This is a genomic window from Nocardia sp. JCM 38205, assembly GCF_058222935.1.
Window position 1 is genome coordinate 639,909 of record NZ_JBYHFL010000002.1, and the last position, 19,248, is coordinate 659,156.

A 19,248-nucleotide genomic window follows, 5' to 3' on the forward strand; every position below is an offset into this window, starting at 1 on the left:
ACGACAAGCCTTTATACCGACGCGCGCCGGCGCGATCTGCGCAATGCTGTAGGCATGATCGAACTGAAGGGCCTGTCCAAGCACTACGGGCAGACCGTCGCGGTTCAGGATCTGACCTTCACCGTTCGTCCCGGACAGGTGACGGGCTTCCTCGGACCGAACGGCGCGGGCAAGTCGACCACGATGCGCATGATCCTCGGGTTGGACCGGCCGACCGCCGGAACCGCCCTGATCAACGGCAGGCCGTACCACGACCTCGACCATCCGCTGCGCGAAGTGGGCGCCCTGCTCGACGCCAAATGGGTGCATCCCAACCGCTCCGCACGCGCTCACCTGCAGTGGATGGCCGCCTCCAACGGCATCCCGAAATCGCGGGTCGAGGAGGTGCTGCGGCTGGTCGGCCTGTCCGAGGTCGCCGGTAAGAACGCGGGCGGATTCTCCCTCGGCATGTCCCAGCGACTCGGCCTGGCCGGCGCCCTGCTCGGCGATCCGCCGGTGCTGCTGTTCGACGAGCCGGTCAATGGCCTCGACCCGGAGGGCATCCTGTGGATCCGCCGGTTCATGCAGCGCTTGGCCGCGGAGGGCCGCACCGTGCTGGTGTCGAGCCATCTGCTCTCGGAGATGGCCCAGACCGCCGAACACCTGGTGGTGATCGGGCGCGGCAAGCTCATCTCGGATTCGACCACCCAGGAATTCATCGACCGCGCCTCCGAGTCGTCGGTGCGGGTGCGCAGCCCGCAGCTGGATCAGCTGCGCAGCATTCTCACCTCCAACGGCATGACCGTGCGCGAGGACGGCACCGGCCAGGACGGCCCCGCCCTCATGATCGCCGGTGTCACCAGTGACGCGGTCGGCAAGCTGGCGGGCGCGAACGACATCACGCTGTTCGAACTCGCGCCGCAGCGGGCCTCGCTGGAGGAGGCGTTCATGCGGATGACCGGCGGCGCCGTGCAGTACCACGGTGGCGGCGTCGGGACCGACGATCAGGTGATGGGAGGTGCGCTGTGATCGGCGTGCTGGAAGCGGAACGGATCAAACTGACCTCGACCAGGTCGCCGTGGTGGTGCTCGGCGATCGTCGTCGTGCTCGGCCTCGGCCTCGCGGCATTGTTCGCGCTGGTCGTGCGCACGGCGGGGACCGAATCGGGTGAGGTGCCCTCGCTCGACATCGGCACCGTCACCGCGGGCGTGTCCGGTTTCGGCGTCATGGTGCTGATGATCATGGCGGCGCTCACGGTGACCAGCGAATACCGCTTCGGCGTTATCCGCACCACGTTCCAGGCGGTGCCGAACCGCAACCTGGTGATCCTCACCAAGACCGCGCTCGTCGGGTTCTACGGCGCCGTGCTCACCACGGTGCTCGCGTTCGGCGCGTTCCTGGTCGGCAAGCTGGTCGGCGGGTCCGAAGCCTCCGCCACGCTGGTGCTGGAAGGCCACTGGCGCACGATCTACGGCCTGCCCATCTACACCTTCCTGTGTGTGGCGCTGGCCATCGCGGTCGGTGTGCTGGTGCGGCAGTCGGCGGCGGCCATCTCGCTGATCGTGCTGTGGTCGCTGCTCATCGAGCCGCTGCTCGGCGCCTTCGGCAGCTTCGGCCGCAACGTCACCCCGTTCCTGCCCTTCGCCAACGCCAACCGTTTCCTCGCGGTGGAAGAGCCCGTGGGCAACTGGCATTGGAACGTGTGGGGCAGCCTGCTCTACTTCGTCGCCTTCGTCGCGATCGTGTTCGGTGCTTCGCTGTTCGCGGTGAACGAGCGCGACGCCTAGCCCGAATATATGGACTACCCGAGTAGCCCTCCCTCGCCACTCGGGTTGTGGGTAGCAGACCTTGTCGGGAGGTCCGCGGCCCCTCGCACCGTCCGCCACTGCCCGGCGGACGGTGCGGTACTTTCCGGCCCGGTGCGAACTTTCGCACCGGGCCGGCGCCGTTCACGGGCGTCACCGGTGCGGGGCGGCTGGGATACCCTCGGGGCGTGAGCAGAACACCTTCCGGCGGTGCGGTGTCCGGACCGGAACCGGAAGCGAACGGCGCCGATCCCGGCGCGGTCGACTCCCCGGCGGAAGCCGGGCCCTCCCGTCGCCACCGGCCGCGCGCGATCGCGGCCCTGATGACGGCGGCCAATCAGCGCCCGGACGTGATCGGCGCGCTACGCAAGGCCCGCGAACAGCTCCCCGGCGATCCGTCCTTCGGTGATCCGCTCTCGGTCTCGGGTCCCGGCGGCCCGCGAGCGGTCGCGCGGGCTGCGGAGAAGTTCGTCGGTCCCCGTCCGAGTGCGGCCCGGGAGATCGGATTCGGCGCGCTTCAGGTCTGGCAGGCGGCGCTGGAGCGGGTGGGGCGCGGCCGGGGCAGCCAGGAAGTCACCGTCATGTTCACCGACCTGGTGTCGTTCTCCCGATGGTCGCTGTCGGCCGGTGACGAGGCCACCCTCGAACTGCTGCGCCGGGTGGCAAAGGCCATCGAGCCGCCCATCGCCCAACGGGGCGGTCAGGTGGTGAAACGCATGGGTGACGGCGTCATGGCCGTGTTCCCCACCGCTGACGCGGCGGTGAAGGCGGCCGTGGCGGCCAAACGGGCGCTGGCCGAGGTGAGCGTGGACGGCTATACCCCGCAGATGCGGATCGGCCTGCACACCGGCACACCGAGGGAGATCGGCGGCGACTGGCTCGGCGTCGACGTCACCATCGCGGCACGGGTGATGGAAGCGGGCGGCAACGGCCGCACCATGCTGTCGGAGGCCACCCTGCGCTCGGTTTCGCCGGGGGTGCTCGAAGAACTCGGGTACACGGTGAAGCCGTATCGGCGGGGGATGTTCGCCGCGCCGTTGAGCGGTGTGCCCGAAGACCTACGCATCTTCCGGCTCACCTCTGTTTGATCATTCGCGGCCGGGAACTTCGGGGCTCGCCGTTCAGATGAGCCAGACGACCGCGCCCACCGCCGCCAGTACCGCGCACACGCCAAGGGCGATGGCCAGTGGACGTGCTGTCTTCCAGGTCGTGTACGCCCCGCCGATGAGGAATCCGGCGAGAGCGAAGAGAAAGACCACGGCGACATTGGAGGACATGACGCCGATTGTGCCGTCTGTGGGCCGCGCGCCCGCAGTCGGGCCGTCCCGGCCGGGCTGTCGTCGGCCTCGGTACGGACCGGCTGCCTCGGGTGGGCCGTGATGCCGGCGGCGGCTTGTCTGCCGCCTGGCGGCGGCGTCTGCCGCTGTGCCCTCCCGCTACCGCCGGCCTTCTCGCCTGCGACGATGCGCCGCGGACGATAGCTCTCAATTAACAAGCACGCAAGCTTGATTTTTTCCTGACTGCCTGTGATGCTGGTGCCGTACGCGGATTCCGGGCGCCGTGGCGGTGGCCCGCGATCGCCGCGACGGCCCGACCCAGCGCGACAGGAGGCATACCGCTGATGAGTAGGCTGGCCGACGATCCGGACGTCATCCGGATCGGCAACTGTTCCGGGTTCTACGGCGACCGGTTGAGCGCGATGCGCGAGATGCTCGAAGGCGGCCCGCTCGACGTGCTGACCGGCGACTATCTCGCCGAACTGACCATGCTGATCCTCGGCCGGGACCGGATGAAGGATCCGAGCCTCGGCTACGCGAAGACCTTCGTCAAGCAGATCGAGGAATGCCTCGCACTGGCGCTGGAACGCAATGTCCAGATCGTCACCAATGCGGGTGGGCTCAACCCGGCCGGCCTGGCCGAGAAACTGCGCAAGGTCGCCGCCGAGCTGGGCCTGGATGCCAAGATCGCGCATGTCGAGGGCGACGATCTGTCCGGTCGCGCCGCCGAACTCGAGCTGGGCTCCCCGCTCACCGCCAACGCCTACCTCGGCGCGTGGGGCATCGTGGAATGCCTGAATTCCGGTGCCGACATCGTCGTCACCGGGCGGGTCACCGACGCCTCGGTGATCGTCGGCCCGGCCGCCGCGCACTTCGGCTGGGAACGCACCGACTACGACCGGCTCGCGGGCGCGGTGGTGGCGGGGCACGTCATCGAATGCAGCACCCAGGCCACCGGCGGCAACTACGCCTTCTTCACCGAACTCGAAGACCTCGGCCGCCCCGGATTCCCGATCGCCGAGATCCGCCGCGACGGCAGCAGCGTCATCACCAAGCATCCGGGCACCGGCGGCGCGGTCACCGTCGACACGGTTCAGGCCCAGCTCATGTACGAAATCCAGGGCGCGCGCTACGCCGGACCCGACGTGACCACCCGGCTCGACACCATTCGCGTGGAGCAGGAGGGCACCGACCGGGTGCTGATCAGCGGCGTGACCGGCGAAGCGCCGCCGCCGCAGTTGAAGGTCTCGCTCAATACGCTCGGCGGGTTCCGCAATGAGATGGAGTTCGTGCTCACCGGGCTCGATATCGAAGCGAAAGCCGAACTGGCGCAACGTCAGCTGGAATCCTGGCTGACCGTGCGCCCCGCCGAACTCGACTGGACCCTCGCCCGCCTGGACCGTCCGGACGCCGACACCGAGGAACAGGCCAGCGCCATGCTGCGCTGCGTGGTGCGCGATCCGGATCCGAACAAGGTGGGCCGGGCCTTCTCCAGCGTCGCCGTCGAGCTGGCACTGGCCAGCTACCCGGGCTGTAGCTTCACCACCCTGCCGGGCAACGGTTCGCCCTACGGCGTGTACACGCCGGGCTTCGTCGACGCGAGCGAGGTGCCACATATCGCCGTGCTGGCCGACGGCACCCGGGTCGATATCGCCCAGGCCTCCGACACCCGCGCGCTCGAGCCGGTGCCGACCCCGCAGCTTCCGGAACCCTTCACCGGCAACGACACTCGGCGCGCCCCGCTGGGCAGCATCGCGCTGGCCCGCAGCGGCGACAAGGGCGGCGACGCCAATATCGGCGTGTGGGTGCGCACCGGCGAGCAGTGGCGCTGGCTGGTGCACACGCTCACCGTCGAGCGGCTGCGTGAGCTGCTGCCGGAAACCGCCTCGCTCGAGGTCACCAGGCATGTGCTGCCGAACCTGCGGGCGCTGAATTTCATCATCTCCGGCCTGCTCGGCAAGGGCGTGGCCTACCAGGCCCGTTTCGATCCGCAGGCCAAGGGGCTCGGCGAATGGCTGCGCTCCCGTCATGTCGATATTCCGACCGAGTTGCTAGAGGGTGCCCGATGAGCGTCTGGGATACGCCGGAACGAAAAGAGTTGCGCGCCACCGTGCGCCGGTTCGTCGAGCGGGAGATCCTGCCCGACCTCGACGCCTGGGAGCGCGGCGGCGAACTCCCGCGCGAACTGCACAAGAAGGCGGGCGAACTCGGCTTGCTCGGCCTCGAGTTCCCGGAATCCGCGGGTGGGTCCGGCGGTGATGCGATCGAAACGGTCATTCTCTGCGAGGAGTTCCACCAGGCGGGCGCCTCCGGCGGCGCCTGGGCATCCTTGATGACCTGCGGTATCGCGGTTCCGCACATCATCGGGTCCGGCAATACCGAACAGATCGAGCGCTGGGTGAAGCCGACGCTGGCCGGCGACCTGATCGGTTCGCTGGCGATCACCGAACCGGGCGGCGGCTCCGATGTCGGGCACCTCACCACCTCGGCGGTCCGCGACGGCGACCACTACGTCATCAACGGCGCCAAGACCTTCATCACTTCGGCCTGCCGCGCCGATTTCGTGGTCACCGCGGTGCGCACCGGCGGGCCGGGCGCGGGTGGGGTTTCGCTGATCATCGTGCCCACCGATACGCCGGGCTTCACGGTGGCGCGCAGGCTGGAGAAGATGGGCTGGCTGGCCTCCGACACCGCCGAACTGTCCTATCAGGATGTGCGGGTGCCGGTGGACAACCTGGTGGGCGCGGAGAACACCGGATTCGCCCAGATCGCCACGGCGTTCGTCAGCGAGCGGGTCGGCCTCGCGGTGCAGGCGTACGCGCAGGCGCAGCGCGCGCTGGACCTGACCCTCGAATGGTGCCGCAACCGTGAGACCTTCGGCCGTCCGCTGATCAGCCGCCAATCGGTACAGATGACGCTCACCGAGATGCACCGCCGCGTCGACCTGGCCCGGGTGTACACCCGCGCACTGGTCGAGCGGCACACCGCGGGGGAGCAGAACCTGATCGCGGAGGTGTGCCACGCCAAGAACACCGCCGTCGAGACCGCCGAATGGGTGGCCAACCAGGGCGTGCAGCTGCACGGCGGCATGGGCTACATGCGCGAATCCGAGATCGAACGCATCTACCGCGATGTCCGCATCCTCGGCATCGGCGGTGGCACCAACGAGATCCTGACCATGCTGGCGTCGAAAGTATTGGGGTACCAGTCATGACGACCTTCCGATCCACCCTCGACCCGTCGTCGCCGGAATACACCGCGGCCGCGGAGGCGATGACGGGCAAGCTCGCCGAGCTGGAGGCCGAATTCGCCAAGGCCATCGCCGGTGGCGGCCCGGACAAGGTGGCAAGGCATCACAAGCGCGGCAAGCTCACCGCGCGTGAGCGCATCGAATTGCTGCTCGATGAGGATTCGCCGTTCCTGGAGCTGTGCCCGCTGGCCGCCTGGGGCAGCGAATTCCAGGTGGGTGCGTCGACCATCGCCGGTATCGGTGTGGTCGAGGGCGTCGAATGCATGATCGTGGCGCCGGATCCGACGGTGCGCGGCGGTACCTCGAACCCGTGGACGTTGCGTAAGACGTTGCGAATCAACGAGATCGTCAAGCAGAACCGGCTGCCGGTGATCTCGCTGGTGGAGTCCGGCGGTGCCGATCTGCCCACCCAGAAGGAAGTGTTCATTCCGGGTGGTGCGATGTTCCGCGATCTCACCCAGGCCTCGGCGGCGGGCATTCCCACCATCTCGCTGGTGTTCGGCAATTCCACGGCGGGTGGCGCCTACATCCCCGGCATGTCCGATTACGTGGTGATGGTCAAGGAGGGTGCCAAGGTGTTCCTCGGCGGCCCGCCGCTGGTGAAGATGGCCACCGGTGAGGAATCCGACGACGAATCCCTCGGTGGTGCCGAAATGCACGCCCGCGTCTCGGGTCTGGCCGATTACTTCGCCGCCGACGAGCAGGACGCCATCCGGCTCGGCCGCGCCATCGTGCGCAGGCTGAACTGGAAGAAGCAGGGCCCGCAGCCGCGCGCGGAGGTGATCTCGCCGCTGTACGACCCGGAGGAACTGCTCGGGATCGTGCCATCGGATCTGAAGATCCCGTTCGATCCGCGCGAGGTGATCGCCCGCATCGTCGACGGCTCCGATTTCGACGAGTTCAAGCCGATGTACGGATCGAGCCTGGTCACCGGCTGGGCCGAACTGCACGGCTACCCGATCGGCATCCTCGCCAACGCGCGCGGTGTGCTGTTCTCCGAGGAATCGCAGAAGGCCACCCAGTTCATCCAGCTGGCCAACCGGTCCAATACGCCACTGTTGTTCCTGCACAACACCACCGGCTACATGGTCGGCAAGGAGTATGAGCAGGGCGGCATCATCAAGCACGGCTCGATGATGATCAACGCGGTGTCGAATTCGAAGGTGCCGCACATCTCGCTGCTGATCGGCGCCTCCTACGGTGCGGGCCATTACGGCATGTGCGGGCGCGCGTTCAATCCGCGTTTCCTGTTCGCCTGGCCGAGTGCCAAGTCCGCCGTGATGGGCGGTGCGCAGCTGGCGGGCGTCATCACCATCGTGCAGCGCGCCGCCGCCGAGGCGAAGGGCCTGACCTTCGACGAGGACGGCGCCGCCGCGATGAGCGCGATGGTGGAGGCGCAGATCGAGGCCGAATCGCTGCCGATGTTCCTGTCCGGCCGGATCTACGACGACGGCATCATCGATCCGCGCGATACCCGCACCGTGCTGGGAATGGCGTTGTCGGCCATTCACACAGCCCCGATCCAGGGCGCCGAGGGCTTCGGCGTCTTCCGAATGTGAGGCGCTCGGCGATGACAACTCCGATTACCAATGTCCTGGTCGCCAATCGCGGTGAGATCGCGCGCCGGGTGTTCGCCACCTGCCGTCGCATGGGCATCGCCACCACCGCGGTCTACTCCGATGCCGACGCCGACTCCCCGCATGTGGCCGAGGCCGACGCCGCGATCCGGCTGCCCGGCAATACCCCCGGTGAGACCTATCTGCGCGGTGAGCTGATCATCGAGGCGGCACTGTCCGCCGGAGCCGACGCGATTCATCCTGGCTACGGATTCCTTTCCGAGAACGCCGTATTCGCGCGTTCGGTGCTGGATGCGGGCCTGGTGTGGATCGGTCCGCCGGTGGCCGCCATCGAGCAGATGGGCTCGAAGGTCGAATCCAAGAAGATGATGGACGCCGCCGGTGTTCCGGTATTGGCCGAACTGGATCCGGCCGAGGTCACCGAGGATCAGCTGCCGGTGCTGATCAAGGCCTCGGCCGGTGGTGGTGGCCGGGGCATGCGCGTGGTGCGTGAGCTGAGCGAGCTGCCCGGCCAGATCGAGGCGGCGCGGCGCGAGGCCGAATCGGCGTTCGGCGATCCGACGGTGTTCTGCGAGCGGTACCTGGAGACCGGGCGGCATATCGAGGTCCAAATCATGTCCGATACCGCCGGCACCACCTGGGCCGTCGGCGAGCGCGAATGCTCGATTCAGCGTCGTCATCAGAAGGTCGTGGAGGAAGCGCCGTCGCCGCTGGTCGAGAAGATCGACGCGCTGCGAGCTCAGGCGGCAGCGGAGCGTAACCACGCAGGGGCCGTGAGCGGCGCAGATGGACGCAGCATGCGGGACCGGCTCTTCGAAGCCGCGCGCTTGGCCGCCGAGGCGATCGGCTACGAGGGAGCCGGCACCGTCGAATTCCTGGCCGACGAGAAGGGCGATTTCTTCTTCCTGGAGATGAACACCCGTCTCCAGGTGGAGCATCCGGTCACCGAGCAGACCACCGGACTCGACCTGGTGCGGTTGCAGTTGCAGGTGGCGTCGGGGCTGCCGCTGCCGCCGGTGCAGCCTGCCAAGCGCGGGCATTCCATCGAGGTACGGCTCTACGCCGAGGACCCGTCCCATGATTGGCAGCCGCAGAGCGGGCCGGTGCACAAGCTCGACATCCCGTTCACCGCAGGTGAATTCACCGTCCTGGAACAGCCGGGTGTGCGACTCGATACCGGCGTGGTGGACGGTTCGGTGGTCGGCGTGCACTACGACCCGATGCTGGCCAAGGTCATCTCCTACGCCGAGACCCGCGCCGAGGCCGCACATCTGCTGGCCACCGCCCTGCAGCGGGCGAAGGTGCACGGCCTGGTCACCAACCGTGACCTGCTGGTACGGGTGCTGCGGCATCCGGCCTTCCTTGCCGGTGACACCGACACCGCATTCTTCGATACGCACGGTCTCGAGGCGCTGTCGGCGCCGCTGGTCAGCGAGGCCGACGAGGCGTTGTCCATCGTGGCGGCTGCGCTGGCCGATTCCGCGGCCAACCGTCGCGCCGCCCGCGTGGACGGCGGAATCCCCAGTGGCTGGCGCAATCTCGCCTCTGCTCCGCAGACCAAGTCATATGAGAGTCGCGTCAGCGGTACCCACGAGGTGCGCTACCGGTTCACCCGTACCGGTGTGCAGATCGAGGGCCATGAGGGTCTCGAGCTGATCGACCTGTCGCCCGAACGGGTGGTGCTCGGGGTTCCCGGTGAGCGCGGGCCGGTGCGCAGGCAGTTCGAGGTCTCCCGGTACGGCGATCTGGTCTGCGTCGACTCTCCGCTCGGCCCGGTCGCCGTGCGCAGGCTGCCGCGCTTCACCGACCCGGCCGATCAGGTGGCCGCCGGTTCGCTGCTCGCGCCCATGCCCGGCAGCGTGATCCGGCTCGGCGCCGCCGTCGGCGATCAGGTCGAACACGGGCAGCCGATCCTGTGGCTGGAAGCGATGAAGATGGAACACACCATCGTCGCCCCGGCCACCGGCGTCCTCACCGAACTCAATGTGACCGTCGGCCAGCAGGTCGAGGTCGGCGCGGTGCTCGCCGTGGTGGACGAGCCCTCGGAAGATCCGTCATGACCGGGTCAGGCCCGGAGGCGGCAGCGAAGCGTAACCACGTAGGGCCCCCGGTCATGACCAATTGGACACAGGAGTAGGGAATGAGCTTCATCGAATCCGACGAGCGCAAGGAACTGCGGGCCGCCGTCGCCGCACTCGCCTCGAAGTACAACTACCGCGACTACGTGCTTCCCAAGGCACGCGCCAACGAGCCGCTGGACGAACTGTGGGCCGAGGCGGGCAAGCTCGGCTTCCTCGGCGTCAACCTGCCCGAGGAGTACGGCGGCGGTGGTGCGGGCATGTACGAGCTCGCGCTGGTGATGGAGGAGCTGGCCGCTCAGGGCGCGGGCCTGCTGCTCATGGTGGTTTCCCCGGCCATCTGCGGCACCATCATCACCAAGTACGGCACCGACGAGCAGAAGGCGGCCTGGCTGCCGAAGCTGTCCGATGGCAGCGGCAAGATGGTCTTCGGCATCACCGAACCGGACGCGGGGTCCAACTCGCATCAGATCACCACCACCGCCCGCCGCGACGGCGACGACTGGATCCTCAACGGCCGCAAGATCTTCATCTCCGGCGTCGATCAGGCCGAGGCCGTGCTCATCGTCTCGCGTACCGAGGACCACAAGACCGGCAAGCTCAAGCCGGCGCTGTTCATCGTCCCCACCGACGCTCCCGGCTTCCAGAAGACGCCGCAGGAGATGGACATCATCGAGCCGGATCACCAGTTCACGCTGTTCCTCGACGACGTCCGCCTGCCCGCGAGCGCCCTGGTCGGTAAGGAGGACGCCGCACTCATGCAGCTGTTCGCCGGGCTGAACCCGGAGCGCATCATGGGTGCCGCGATGGCCGTCGGCATGGGCCGCTACGCCATCGACCGAGCGGTCGAGTACGCCAAGGAACGCACCGTCTGGAAGACGCCGATCGGCGCGCACCAGGGCATCGCGCATCCACTGGCGCAGGTGAAGATCGAGCTCGAACAGGCCAAACTGATGATGCAGAAGGCCGCCACCCTCTACGACGCCGGCGATGAGATGGGCGCCGCCGAGGCCGCCAACATGGCCAAGTACGCGGCGGGCGAAGCGAGTATCAAGGCTCTCGACCAGGCCATCCAGACCCACGGTGGCGCCGGTCTGACCAGCGAATACGGCCTGGCCGCCATGCTCGGCGCGGCACGCATCGCGCGGATCGCGCCGGTGAGCCGGGAAATGATCCTCAACTTCGTCGCCCAGCATTCGCTGGGTCTGCCGAAGTCCTACTGAGCCGAGCAATCATGACCGAGACAACCGATGCGCCGTTCGTGCGCTACGAGGTGGCCGACGGGTTCGCCACGCTGACCTTCGATTCACCGCACAACCGGAACGCGCTGTCGTCCAAGCTGGTTCGCGAACTGCTGGCCGGGATCGAGCGCGCAGTCGACGATTCCGCCGTGCGCGGCATCGTCCTCACCCACACCGGCACTACCTTCTGTGCCGGCGCGGATCTGAGCGAGGCCGCGAACTCCGATCCCGCCACCGCGGCCGATCAGCGCACCCGCCAGATGATCGACGTGCTGCGCGGACTGGTGGCCGCGCCGAAGCCGGTGATCGCGCAGATCGACGGCAATGTGCGGGCGGGCGGCATGGGCATCATTGCCGCCTGCGATCTGGTGGTGGCCGGTCCGTCCAGCAGTTTCGCGCTCACCGAGGTGCGGATCGGCATGGCGCCGTTCATGATCTCGTTGACTCTGCTGCCGCGGCTGAACCAGCGTGCGGCCAGTCGCTACTACCTCACCGGTGAGAAATTCGACACTGCGGTGGCGCAGGAGATCGGGCTCGTCACCATTGCCGCCGACGATGCCGCGGCCGAGGTCAAGCGGTTGTGCGGGGAGCTGCGCAAGGGCTCACCGCAGGGGCTGGCGGAATCGAAGAAGCTGGTCAATGCCGCATTGCTGGCCGGGTTCGATGCCGAAGCCGAGGAACTCGCGCAGCGCTCCGGCAGCTTCTTCGGCACCCCCGAGGTGATCGAAGGCATGACGGCCTTCCTGCAGAAGCGCCCACCCAGCTGGGCACAATAGGCCCATGGCGACACCCCACGAACCGAAGCAGGACCGCAGCCGGGCCACCCGGCAGCGGCTGCTCGAGGCGACCATCGACTGTCTGGCCGAGATGGGCTGGGCGGCCGCGACGGTGGCCGTCGTCGCCGAGCGCGCCGGGGTGTCGCGTGGGGCCGCCCAGCACCACTTCCCCACCAGGGAAGACCTGATCACCGCGGCGCTGGAGTACATGTTCGACACCAGGACCGAGCAGGCCAAGGCGGAGGCGGCGACCGTTGCCGCCACCGCCGTCGGTGTCGGGCGCACCGAGGCCGTGGTGGCGGGTCTGGTGGAGTCCTACACCAGCCCGCTGTTCAAAGCGGCCCTGCAGGTGTGGACCCACGCCGCCGCCGACCCGGCACTGCGCGAACGCATCGTCCCGCTGGAGGCGCGGTTCGGCCGGGTCTCGCACCGCCGTGCGGTCGAGGCGCTCGGCGTCGACGATGCGGATCCGGTGGCCCACCACCTGGTCCAGGCCACCCTGGACATGGCTCGTGGCCTCGGGCTCGCCGACGTGCTGACCGATGACTCCGCGCGCCGTAAGCAGATCGTCCACCAGTGGGCGGTGACGCTGCACGCGGCGCTGGAGAACGGGCGTGCGGTGTAGGCACCTGCCGAGCCGCCGGGTTCGGCGCGTCGGTTCGTCCGGTGCTCAGATCAGATACGGCACCAAGGCTTTCCGCTCACGCGGATAGTCGGCGAACTTCTCCCGGTACCACCGGTGCGTCGCCAACGCACGCGGCACCAGATTGCCCGCGGTGATCAGGAAGATGACCACACCGGCCAGCGACCACGTGAGCAGTGCGAAACCCGCCCAGGCCACCAGTTCGCCCAGATAGGCCGGGCTGCTCACGAACCGGAATCCGCCACCGAACGGGATGCGGTATTCGGTCGCGCCCGGATCGTTCTTGTCCCGCAGATTCCGCACGATCCATTCCGATCGGACCAACAGCGAGAACCCCGCGAGATAGACCACGACGCCGATCAGGAAGCGCGGATCGGTCAGCCATTGCGTCCCGTACTGGTCGAGATAGTCGTGGCTGAAGAAGGAACCGTTCAGGTAGCCGTGCACGGCCGTGACGAAAACGCCGGCCGACAGCACGGAAATGTTGAAACTGCTGCGCTTGCCGGGCACCTGCCGGATCGACAGCGGGAAGAACCAGCCGCGGTTGGCATAGTGCAACAGCCAGATTCCGGCCAGGACCAGCGGAACGGGCTCGAAGCGGTCCGGCCCGGTCAGGTAGAACACGGCGAAGACGATGGTGGCGGGAATCTCCATCAACCACCAGCCGAGCTTCGGGTTGAGATTGAAGCCGATATTCGCCGAAGCGAAGCGCCCGTACGGGCTCTGCACGAACAGCCCGCCCACGATGACGAACGCCGCGAAGACGAAGGCGATTGTCAGCACCGTGTCGTAAACGGTGTTTCCGGTGTACCAATCCATCGAGATCCTCGGTGTCGAGACGAAGCGGGGCCGGCCTCGGCCGACACCAACAAAGTAGAACACGTTCTAGTTTGTGTCGATACCCGGATCGCACGCCGCGCGGCGTCCGTGCCGTTCCGTTCGGTGCTGCGCTCCGGTCATCCGCCGGCGGAGCACGCGGCGTCGCCGCTCGACGGGCGCATTGTGACGCGTCGGAACGGGCGCCGCGCGACTGTTGCGATACTGCACAATTTTGGGTAACCGCACGTCCACGGCTGTTAACGTCGGCGGCGGAGGTGGCAGATGAGCGGGGAACTCGATGTCGACGTTCTCATCGTCGGTTCCGGGTTCGGTGGCAGCGTGTCGGCGCTGCGGCTGACGGAGAAGGGCTATCGGGTCGCGGTGCTCGAGGCGGGGCGGCGTTTCGCCGACCACGAGTTCGCGGCGACGAACTGGGATATGCGCAAATATCTCTGGGCGCCCAAGCTCGGCTGCTACGGCATTCAGCGCATTCACCGGCTGCGCGACTGTTTCATCCTGGCCGGCGCCGGAGTGGGCGGGGGATCGTTGAACTACGCGAACACCCTGTACAAACCAGGTCCCGCATTCTTCGCCGATCGGCAGTGGGCCGATATCACCGACTGGGACGACGAGCTGAGCCCGTTCTACGAGCAGGCGGCGCGAATGCTCGGGGTGGTGCGCAACCCGCATATGACGCCCGCCGACGACGTCATCCGGGCGGTGGCCACGGACATGGGCGTCGGCGAGACGTTCGTGCCCACGCCTGTCGGTGTGTATTTCGGCGAGCCGGGCAAAACCGTGCCCGACCCCTATTTCGGCGGAGTGGGACCGGACCGCACCGGCTGTATCGAATGCGGCGAATGCATGAGCGGCTGCCGGCACGGCGCCAAGAACACGCTGGTCAAGAATTACCTCGGCCTCGCCGAAAAGGCTGGGGCGCAAGTGCATCCGATGACGACGGTCACCGCGATCCGCCCCCAGCCCGACGGCACCTGGCTCGTCGACACCCACCGCACCGGTTCCTGGACCCGGCGCGGGAAGCGCACCTTCCGCGCCGGTCGGGTGGTGCTGGCCGCCGGCACCTGGGGCACCCAGCGGCTGCTGTTCACGATGCGCGACACCGGCGTCATGCCGAACCTTTCGAAGCGGCTCGGCGTGCTGACCCGCACCAATTCCGAGGCCATTCTCGGCGCCGGCCGCACCGAGGTCGACCCGAATATGGACATCACTCGCGGCGTCGCCATCACCTCGTCGTTCCATCCCACCCCCGATACGCACGTCGAACCCGTGCGCTACGGCAAGGGCTCCAATGCGATGGGCCTGTTGCAGACCTATCTCATCGACGGCGGCCACCGGATCCCGCCATGGGTGCGGGTGCTGCCGGTGGCATTGAAGCAGCCGATCCGCACCGTCCGCCTGCTGCGCACCCGGCAGTGGAGCGAGCGCACGCTGATTCTGCTGGTCATGCAGTCACTCGACAACTCGATCACCACCTACACCAAGCGCGGGTTGTTCGGCCGCAAATTCGCCAGCAAACAAGGCTACGGCGAGCCAAACCCCACCTGGATTCCCGCAGGTCACGAGGCCACCCGCCGCGTCGCCGAGAAGCTCGGCGCCACCGCTGGCAGCACCTGGCCCGACCTGTTCGACGTCCCGATGACCGCCCATTTCATCGGCGGCTGCGCCATCGGCGCCGACCCCGACCACGGCGTCATCGACTCCTACCACCGCGTCTACGGCTACCCCACGTTGAGCATCGTCGACGGCGCCGCCATCTCCGCCAACCTCGGCGTCAACCCGTCGCTGACCATCGTCGCCCAAGCCGAACGCGCTGCCGCCCTCTGGCCGAACAAGGGCGAACAAGACACCCGCCCACCCATGGGCACCCCCCACCGCCGCATCCCCCCGATCCCACCCCGCCACCCGATCGTCCCACCCCACGCCCCGGCCGCGCTGCGCCTGCCGATCGTTGGGTTCGGGCCGCAGCCCACCCCGAAACCCGGCGCGGTCGGCGCGTAATCGTCGCGCGCTCGCTGCGGCCCACGCCTGTCCACCGGTTTCTGACGGCGCTCAGGCGAGCATCGGTCTTTCCTGTCGAGCGCAGCACCCGAAGCGAATCATCGCCAACCGCTCTCGTCCAATAGCAATAGGTACGCCGCCTCGAGGTGCACGATGCACTCGTCGGGCCGATGGAATCGGTGCAGATGCCGCAACTCCCAGGCCCGCGCCGGTGTCAGGTCCACGAGATAGACCTGACACATCGATTCGGCCAGCACTCCGTCCGCGTGGACGAACGTTTTGTGCGCCATCGTGAATCACCGCCGATGGGCTGACGACGGGGTCGCCCGGCCGGTCGACTCGAGTGTGGCGGTGACGACGGTCGACAATGGCGGCAAGAGCTTGTCACGTCTCGGTTGCTCCACCCAGTACGCACCCTCGCGAGTCCAGCGCCCGAGTCCGGTCGGAAGCATCAGCGCCGTTCCGGCAACGGGTATGCAGACGCCGTGGCCGCTGAGCGCTTCCATAACTTCGCGTCCGGGCAAGTAATCCACGGCGGCGACGAAGGTCCGGCGGATATGACGAGCCAGCACAGGGCCGGAGCAGTGTCGAGCCCTCATTGATCCCATGACTCTGTCGGCGAGAACCATCGGCACATGCACGATGCCGACGGTGTGCGTTACGGGCAGCAGGACGTAACCGCCGCGTTCTTCGGCTGGAAGATGGAACTGCTGACGGTAGTACGCAGCCCACGCATGCACGGCCTCCAACTCATTGCTGTTCACGGGTTCCGCCTCATCCAGCGTTGGTGGTTTCGGTTTGACCCGTAGCCTGTGCCCTGATCGGCGCAGATCCCCAGAATTTCCTTCCGGGGTCTCCGAACCAGCTCGATGGAAGATTGTTGGGTGCGCGGCTCGGACATAGGGCGCGCGTCCTTCGATGTTGCATCGGTCCAGCGAGATTTGACGGCCGTGTTCGAGGCTTATCAAGCTTCGAAGTTCGGCCTGGCCGCGTCGCGGCTGCCAAGTCTGTTGACCGCCGCCATGACCCTCGCCCGGAACGATGACACCGGAAGCGGCCACCGCCTATTGGCGTTGAGCTACCAGGCGGCAGCATCTGTCGCGACCAAGCTGGGCGAAACCGATCTGGCGTGGAACGCTGCCGAGCGGGGGCTGGCCGCTGCACAGCACACCGACGATCCGGTGATCGTCGGCTCGCTGCTGAGATCGGTGGCATTCGCCGTGATGGCGACCGGTCGTGTCCGGCCTGCGGCCGACCTCGTGGATGCGGGTGCGGGCTATTTGGACCGGCATCTGAATGGTGCGGGTGAGGATCTGCTCTCCGTGTACGGGACGCTGTTACTCGTCGGGTCGATGGCAGGCGCCCGCGACGACAGACGCGACATTGTGCAAGGGTTTCTGTCAGAAGCTGATCGCGCGGCCGCGCGGCTGGGCGGTGACCAGAATCGGCTGTGGACGGCGTTCGGGCCATCCAACGTGGCCATCCACAGGGTCGGTACCGCAATGGAACTCGGAGATGTGCAGATCGCACTGCGATTGGGTCCGACCATCGACACCTCCGCGCTCCCATTGGAGCGGCGCATTCGCCATCAGCTCGAACTTGCGCGGGCACTGAATCTCGCCGGCCGCAAACAGGAATCGGTCACCGCTGTTCTGGCGGCCGAGCAGGCGGCCCCCGAACAAGTCCGTCATCACTACCTGAGCAGGCAACTCGTGCTTACCTGGATGCGCAATACGCGCGGAATCCCGCCGTTCGCATTGCAGGGTCTTGCCCAACGAATGCGGATTGTGAGGTGTTGAATGTCGACTGAAGAGCCGCTGTTCGCCCGGGCGCGTCTTGCTGCCGGCGCCCTATTCGTGCGCGGTGACGAGGTATTGCTCGTGCACAAGGTATACGGCAACGGCTGGGACATCCCCGGGGGCTACGTGGAGCCCGGCGAATCTCCGACTGATGCATGTCATCGCGAAGTCCTGGAAGAACTCGGTATCGACCGTCCGCCCGTGCGGCTGCTCGCGCTTGATTGGGCACCGACTCCCACCGACGGCGACAAGATACTCTTCGTTTTCGACTGCGGCGGGCTCGGTGACGAACAGCAAGTGACACTCCAGCTGGACGAACTCGACCACTGGCAATGGGTCCACGTCGACGAACTGGCCGACTACACGATCCCGCGCCTCACCCGCCGACTGCGGCATGCCCACGCTGCACACAAAGCCGGTCGGACCGTCTTCCTCGAGAACGGGGAGATCGCGCTCTAAAAGTTGATCCAGGGGTTGCGCGAAGACGCAACGATGTGAATACTTAGGCATGTGCCTAAGTATTCACGGGATGAGCCGGACGGGAGCCTGGACAGTGTGTTCCGGGCGCTGACCGATCCGACTCGTCGGGCGATCGTGGAGCGGCTGGCGCAGGGGCCCGCTTCGGTTTCGGATCTGGCCGCGCCGTTCGAGGTCGCCATGCCGACGATCGTGCAGCACCTCAAGGCGCTGGAAGCCGGGCTGATCGTCAGCTCGGCGAAGATCGGGCGGGTGCGGACCTACCAGCTGGTTCCCGGTGCCTTCGGGCCCGCGATCGACTGGATGCGGCGGCAGCGTCCGCCGGCCGAGCGCCGGGTGGACCGGCTCGAGGCATTGCTCACCGAATCAACGACCACCACCGAAGGAGAACGACCATGACCGACACTGTGACCCGTTCCATCAACCACGCCCAGTTCACCATCGAGCGCGAGGTGCCCGTCGCCCCCGCCGTCGCCTTCCAGGCCTTTGCCGACCCCACCATCAAGAGCAAATGGTTCGGCAATGAAGAAGGCTGGGAGCAGGGTGAGGTCTCGGTCGATTTCCGGGTCGGCGGCCAGGAGATCAACGAGGGCACCTTCGAGAAGAAGATGACCTCGCGTTTCGTGGCCACCTACACCGACATCGTCGATAACGAACGCATCGTCTACACCTACGACATGTGGGTCAACGGCCAGCACATCTCCACATCCGTCGCCACCTGGGAATTCGAGCCCACCGCGACCGGAACCAAGTTCACGCTCGTCGAATTCGGCGCTCACCTGGACGGTTTCGACACCGGAGCCCAGCGCGAGGAGGGCACCCGCACCATCGTCGACGCCCTCGTCGAATACCTCACCGCGCAGGCCTAACGCCGCGGGGTCGACCGCGACGGCCGGTCGATTCCGGCCCCGGCCGGAATTCGAGGTGACGGCTACTGCTGCTCGGGGAGAAACGCGGGGTTGAACGCGACCTCCCACAAATGGTCGTCGCGGTCCTGGAAATAGCCCGCATACCCGCCCCAGAAGGTGTCCCGCGCCGATTTGACGATCCGGGCTCCGGCCCCGGCCGCCGCCGCCATCACCTGGTCCACCTCGGCGCGGCTGCCGACATTGTGGCCGATGGTGAACTCGGTCGGGCTGCGATCCGACCGGTCGATGCCGGCATCGTGGGCGATATCGGCGCGAGCGTACAGCGCCAGTTTCAGCCCGGGCTGAAGGTCGAAGAACGCGACCGATCCATGCGGGAACTCGGTGCCGACGATCCCCTCGGTGACGAGGCCGAGCCCATCTCGATAGAATTCAACCGATTTTCGCAGGTCATCCACACCGATGGTGAGGACGCTGATTCGTGGCTGCACTGCTGAACTCCTTCGTCGACTCGGTGCGATCCCGGTACCGGCCCGGACCGCTCGAATTCGATCCTGCTTGCCCTCGGCTCTCCGGTATTGAACGTTTCGGCCACTGCCGATGAGGGCGGAACTCGCCGGCGCGGTCGGCATCTACCGGGAA

Annotated in this window: 20 protein-coding genes; 15 read left to right on the forward strand and 5 right to left on the reverse strand. The window is 67.2% G+C overall.

Annotated features, from left to right (window positions below; all coding sequences use genetic code 11):
- Positions 1–54: 54 nt before the first annotated feature.
- The 3 genes from AC4HOU_RS09710 to AC4HOU_RS09720 all read left to right on the forward strand — a co-directional run bounded on the left by AC4HOU_RS09710 (position 55) and on the right by AC4HOU_RS09720 (position 2,872).
- Positions 55–1,008 carry an ABC transporter ATP-binding protein gene (locus AC4HOU_RS09710; RefSeq protein WP_490724395.1) on the forward strand — a complete coding sequence of 318 codons (954 nt, stop codon included), beginning with the start codon at positions 55–57 and terminating at the stop codon, positions 1,006–1,008.
- On the forward strand, positions 1,008–1,766 hold the full coding sequence (locus AC4HOU_RS09715) for an ABC transporter permease (RefSeq protein ID WP_195020872.1): 759 nt from the start codon (positions 1,008–1,010) through the stop codon (positions 1,764–1,766). The genes AC4HOU_RS09710 and AC4HOU_RS09715 overlap by 1 nt, the downstream gene beginning before the upstream one ends.
- Positions 1,767–1,999: 233 nt before the next feature.
- Positions 2,000–2,872: an adenylate/guanylate cyclase domain-containing protein gene (locus AC4HOU_RS09720; protein ID WP_194992124.1), complete on the forward strand. Its 873-nt coding sequence runs from the start codon at positions 2,000–2,002 to the stop codon at positions 2,870–2,872.
- 33 nt (positions 2,873–2,905) lie between these two features.
- On the opposite strand, the gene AC4HOU_RS09725 is transcribed toward AC4HOU_RS09720, so the two are convergent.
- Positions 2,906–3,061, reverse strand: a complete 156-nt coding sequence (locus tag AC4HOU_RS09725) for a hypothetical protein (RefSeq protein ID WP_194992121.1) — start codon at positions 3,059–3,061, stop codon at positions 2,906–2,908.
- A gap of 344 nt (positions 3,062–3,405) precedes the next feature.
- On the opposite strand from AC4HOU_RS09725, the gene AC4HOU_RS09730 reads away from it, so the two are divergent.
- The 7 genes from AC4HOU_RS09730 to AC4HOU_RS09760 all read left to right on the forward strand — a co-directional run bounded on the left by AC4HOU_RS09730 (position 3,406) and on the right by AC4HOU_RS09760 (position 12,608).
- A complete protein-coding gene (locus tag AC4HOU_RS09730; protein WP_195020191.1) occupies positions 3,406–5,130 on the forward strand; it encodes an acyclic terpene utilization AtuA family protein in 1,725 nt (574 codons plus the stop codon).
- On the forward strand, positions 5,127–6,275 hold the full coding sequence (locus AC4HOU_RS09735; RefSeq protein WP_195020190.1) for an acyl-CoA dehydrogenase family protein: 1,149 nt from the start codon (positions 5,127–5,129) through the stop codon (positions 6,273–6,275). The genes AC4HOU_RS09730 and AC4HOU_RS09735 overlap by 4 nt, the downstream gene beginning before the upstream one ends.
- Positions 6,272–7,870 (forward strand): acyl-CoA carboxylase subunit beta, encoded by a 1,599-nt coding sequence (locus tag AC4HOU_RS09740; protein WP_163817370.1) that lies wholly within the window; start codon positions 6,272–6,274, stop codon positions 7,868–7,870. The genes AC4HOU_RS09735 and AC4HOU_RS09740 overlap by 4 nt, the downstream gene beginning before the upstream one ends.
- Before the next feature lie 11 nt (positions 7,871–7,881).
- Positions 7,882–9,948, forward strand: coding sequence for an acetyl/propionyl/methylcrotonyl-CoA carboxylase subunit alpha (locus AC4HOU_RS09745; RefSeq protein WP_195020189.1), 2,067 nt, complete (start codon positions 7,882–7,884; stop codon positions 9,946–9,948).
- An 80-nt stretch (positions 9,949–10,028) separates the two neighbouring features.
- Positions 10,029–11,189, forward strand: coding sequence for an acyl-CoA dehydrogenase family protein (locus AC4HOU_RS09750; protein WP_104362114.1), 1,161 nt, complete (start codon positions 10,029–10,031; stop codon positions 11,187–11,189).
- Positions 11,190–11,200: 11 nt separating this feature from the next.
- Positions 11,201–11,983, forward strand: coding sequence for an enoyl-CoA hydratase family protein (locus AC4HOU_RS09755; RefSeq protein ID WP_163817375.1), 783 nt, complete (start codon positions 11,201–11,203; stop codon positions 11,981–11,983).
- A gap of 4 nt (positions 11,984–11,987) precedes the next feature.
- A complete protein-coding gene (locus AC4HOU_RS09760) occupies positions 11,988–12,608 on the forward strand; it encodes a TetR/AcrR family transcriptional regulator (RefSeq protein ID WP_163817377.1) in 621 nt (206 codons plus the stop codon).
- Between the two features lie 45 nt (positions 12,609–12,653).
- On the opposite strand, the gene AC4HOU_RS09765 is transcribed toward AC4HOU_RS09760, so the two are convergent.
- Positions 12,654–13,445, reverse strand: a complete 792-nt coding sequence (locus AC4HOU_RS09765; RefSeq protein WP_194992277.1) for a phosphatidylethanolamine N-methyltransferase family domain-containing protein — start codon at positions 13,443–13,445, stop codon at positions 12,654–12,656.
- Between the two features lie 282 nt (positions 13,446–13,727).
- On the opposite strand from AC4HOU_RS09765, the gene AC4HOU_RS09770 reads away from it, so the two are divergent.
- The gene (locus tag AC4HOU_RS09770; protein WP_194992276.1) at positions 13,728–15,464 is read left to right on the forward strand and encodes a GMC oxidoreductase; all 1,737 of its coding nucleotides are present in this window, start codon (positions 13,728–13,730) and stop codon (positions 15,462–15,464) included.
- A 98-nt stretch (positions 15,465–15,562) separates the two neighbouring features.
- Here the strand turns inward: AC4HOU_RS09770 and AC4HOU_RS09775 are convergent, their stop codons facing one another.
- On the reverse strand, positions 15,563–15,754 hold the full coding sequence (locus tag AC4HOU_RS09775; protein WP_194992275.1) for a hypothetical protein: 192 nt from the start codon (positions 15,752–15,754) through the stop codon (positions 15,563–15,565).
- 6 nt (positions 15,755–15,760) lie between these two features.
- On the reverse strand, positions 15,761–16,228 hold the full coding sequence (locus AC4HOU_RS09780; protein ID WP_195006840.1) for a hypothetical protein: 468 nt from the start codon (positions 16,226–16,228) through the stop codon (positions 15,761–15,763).
- 120 nt (positions 16,229–16,348) lie between these two features.
- Between AC4HOU_RS09780 and AC4HOU_RS09785 the strand changes: the two genes are divergently transcribed.
- The 4 genes from AC4HOU_RS09785 to AC4HOU_RS09800 are packed head-to-tail and all read left to right on the forward strand — an operon-like array spanning position 16,349 to position 18,609.
- Positions 16,349–17,263, forward strand: a complete 915-nt coding sequence (locus tag AC4HOU_RS09785) for an XRE family transcriptional regulator (protein WP_194991627.1) — start codon at positions 16,349–16,351, stop codon at positions 17,261–17,263.
- Positions 17,264–17,722 (forward strand): NUDIX domain-containing protein, encoded by a 459-nt coding sequence (locus AC4HOU_RS09790; protein ID WP_194991626.1) that lies wholly within the window; start codon positions 17,264–17,266, stop codon positions 17,720–17,722.
- A 51-nt stretch (positions 17,723–17,773) separates the two neighbouring features.
- Entirely contained in the window at positions 17,774–18,139 is a 366-nt protein-coding gene (locus AC4HOU_RS09795; RefSeq protein ID WP_163817897.1) for an ArsR/SmtB family transcription factor, read from the forward strand.
- The gene (locus AC4HOU_RS09800) at positions 18,136–18,609 is read left to right on the forward strand and encodes an SRPBCC domain-containing protein (protein WP_163817900.1); all 474 of its coding nucleotides are present in this window, start codon (positions 18,136–18,138) and stop codon (positions 18,607–18,609) included. Before AC4HOU_RS09795 ends, AC4HOU_RS09800 begins: the two co-directional genes overlap by 4 nt.
- Before the next feature lie 62 nt (positions 18,610–18,671).
- Here the strand turns inward: AC4HOU_RS09800 and AC4HOU_RS09805 are convergent, their stop codons facing one another.
- Positions 18,672–19,238 (reverse strand): VOC family protein, encoded by a 567-nt coding sequence (locus AC4HOU_RS09805; protein ID WP_228815175.1) that lies wholly within the window; start codon positions 19,236–19,238, stop codon positions 18,672–18,674.
- Between the last annotated feature and the right edge of the window lie 10 nt (positions 19,239–19,248).

Bases quoted from the DNA above. Each gene is read 5' to 3' on its own strand.
- AC4HOU_RS09710 (WP_490724395.1), top strand. From the start codon at position 55: ATGATCGAACTGAAGGGCCTGTCCAAGCACTACGGGCAGACCGTCGCG.
- AC4HOU_RS09725 (WP_194992121.1), bottom strand. From the start codon at position 3,061: ATGTCCTCCAATGTCGCCGTGGTCTTTCTCTTCGCTCTCGCCGGATTC.
- AC4HOU_RS09730 (WP_195020191.1), top strand. From the start codon at position 3,406: ATGAGTAGGCTGGCCGACGATCCGGACGTCATCCGGATCGGCAACTGT.
- AC4HOU_RS09735 (WP_195020190.1), top strand. From the start codon at position 5,127: ATGAGCGTCTGGGATACGCCGGAACGAAAAGAGTTGCGCGCCACCGTG.
- AC4HOU_RS09740 (WP_163817370.1), top strand. From the start codon at position 6,272: ATGACGACCTTCCGATCCACCCTCGACCCGTCGTCGCCGGAATACACC.
- AC4HOU_RS09745 (WP_195020189.1), top strand. From the start codon at position 7,882: ATGACAACTCCGATTACCAATGTCCTGGTCGCCAATCGCGGTGAGATC.
- AC4HOU_RS09750 (WP_104362114.1), top strand. From the start codon at position 10,029: ATGAGCTTCATCGAATCCGACGAGCGCAAGGAACTGCGGGCCGCCGTC.
- AC4HOU_RS09755 (WP_163817375.1), top strand. From the start codon at position 11,201: ATGACCGAGACAACCGATGCGCCGTTCGTGCGCTACGAGGTGGCCGAC.
- AC4HOU_RS09760 (WP_163817377.1), top strand. From the start codon at position 11,988: ATGGCGACACCCCACGAACCGAAGCAGGACCGCAGCCGGGCCACCCGG.
- AC4HOU_RS09765 (WP_194992277.1), bottom strand. From the start codon at position 13,445: ATGGATTGGTACACCGGAAACACCGTTTACGACACGGTGCTGACAATC.
- AC4HOU_RS09770 (WP_194992276.1), top strand. From the start codon at position 13,728: ATGAGCGGGGAACTCGATGTCGACGTTCTCATCGTCGGTTCCGGGTTC.
- AC4HOU_RS09775 (WP_194992275.1), bottom strand. From the start codon at position 15,754: ATGGCGCACAAAACGTTCGTCCACGCGGACGGAGTGCTGGCCGAATCG.
- AC4HOU_RS09790 (WP_194991626.1), top strand. From the start codon at position 17,264: ATGTCGACTGAAGAGCCGCTGTTCGCCCGGGCGCGTCTTGCTGCCGGC.
- AC4HOU_RS09800 (WP_163817900.1), top strand. From the start codon at position 18,136: ATGACCGACACTGTGACCCGTTCCATCAACCACGCCCAGTTCACCATC.
- AC4HOU_RS09805 (WP_228815175.1), bottom strand. From the start codon at position 19,238: ATGCCGACCGCGCCGGCGAGTTCCGCCCTCATCGGCAGTGGCCGAAAC.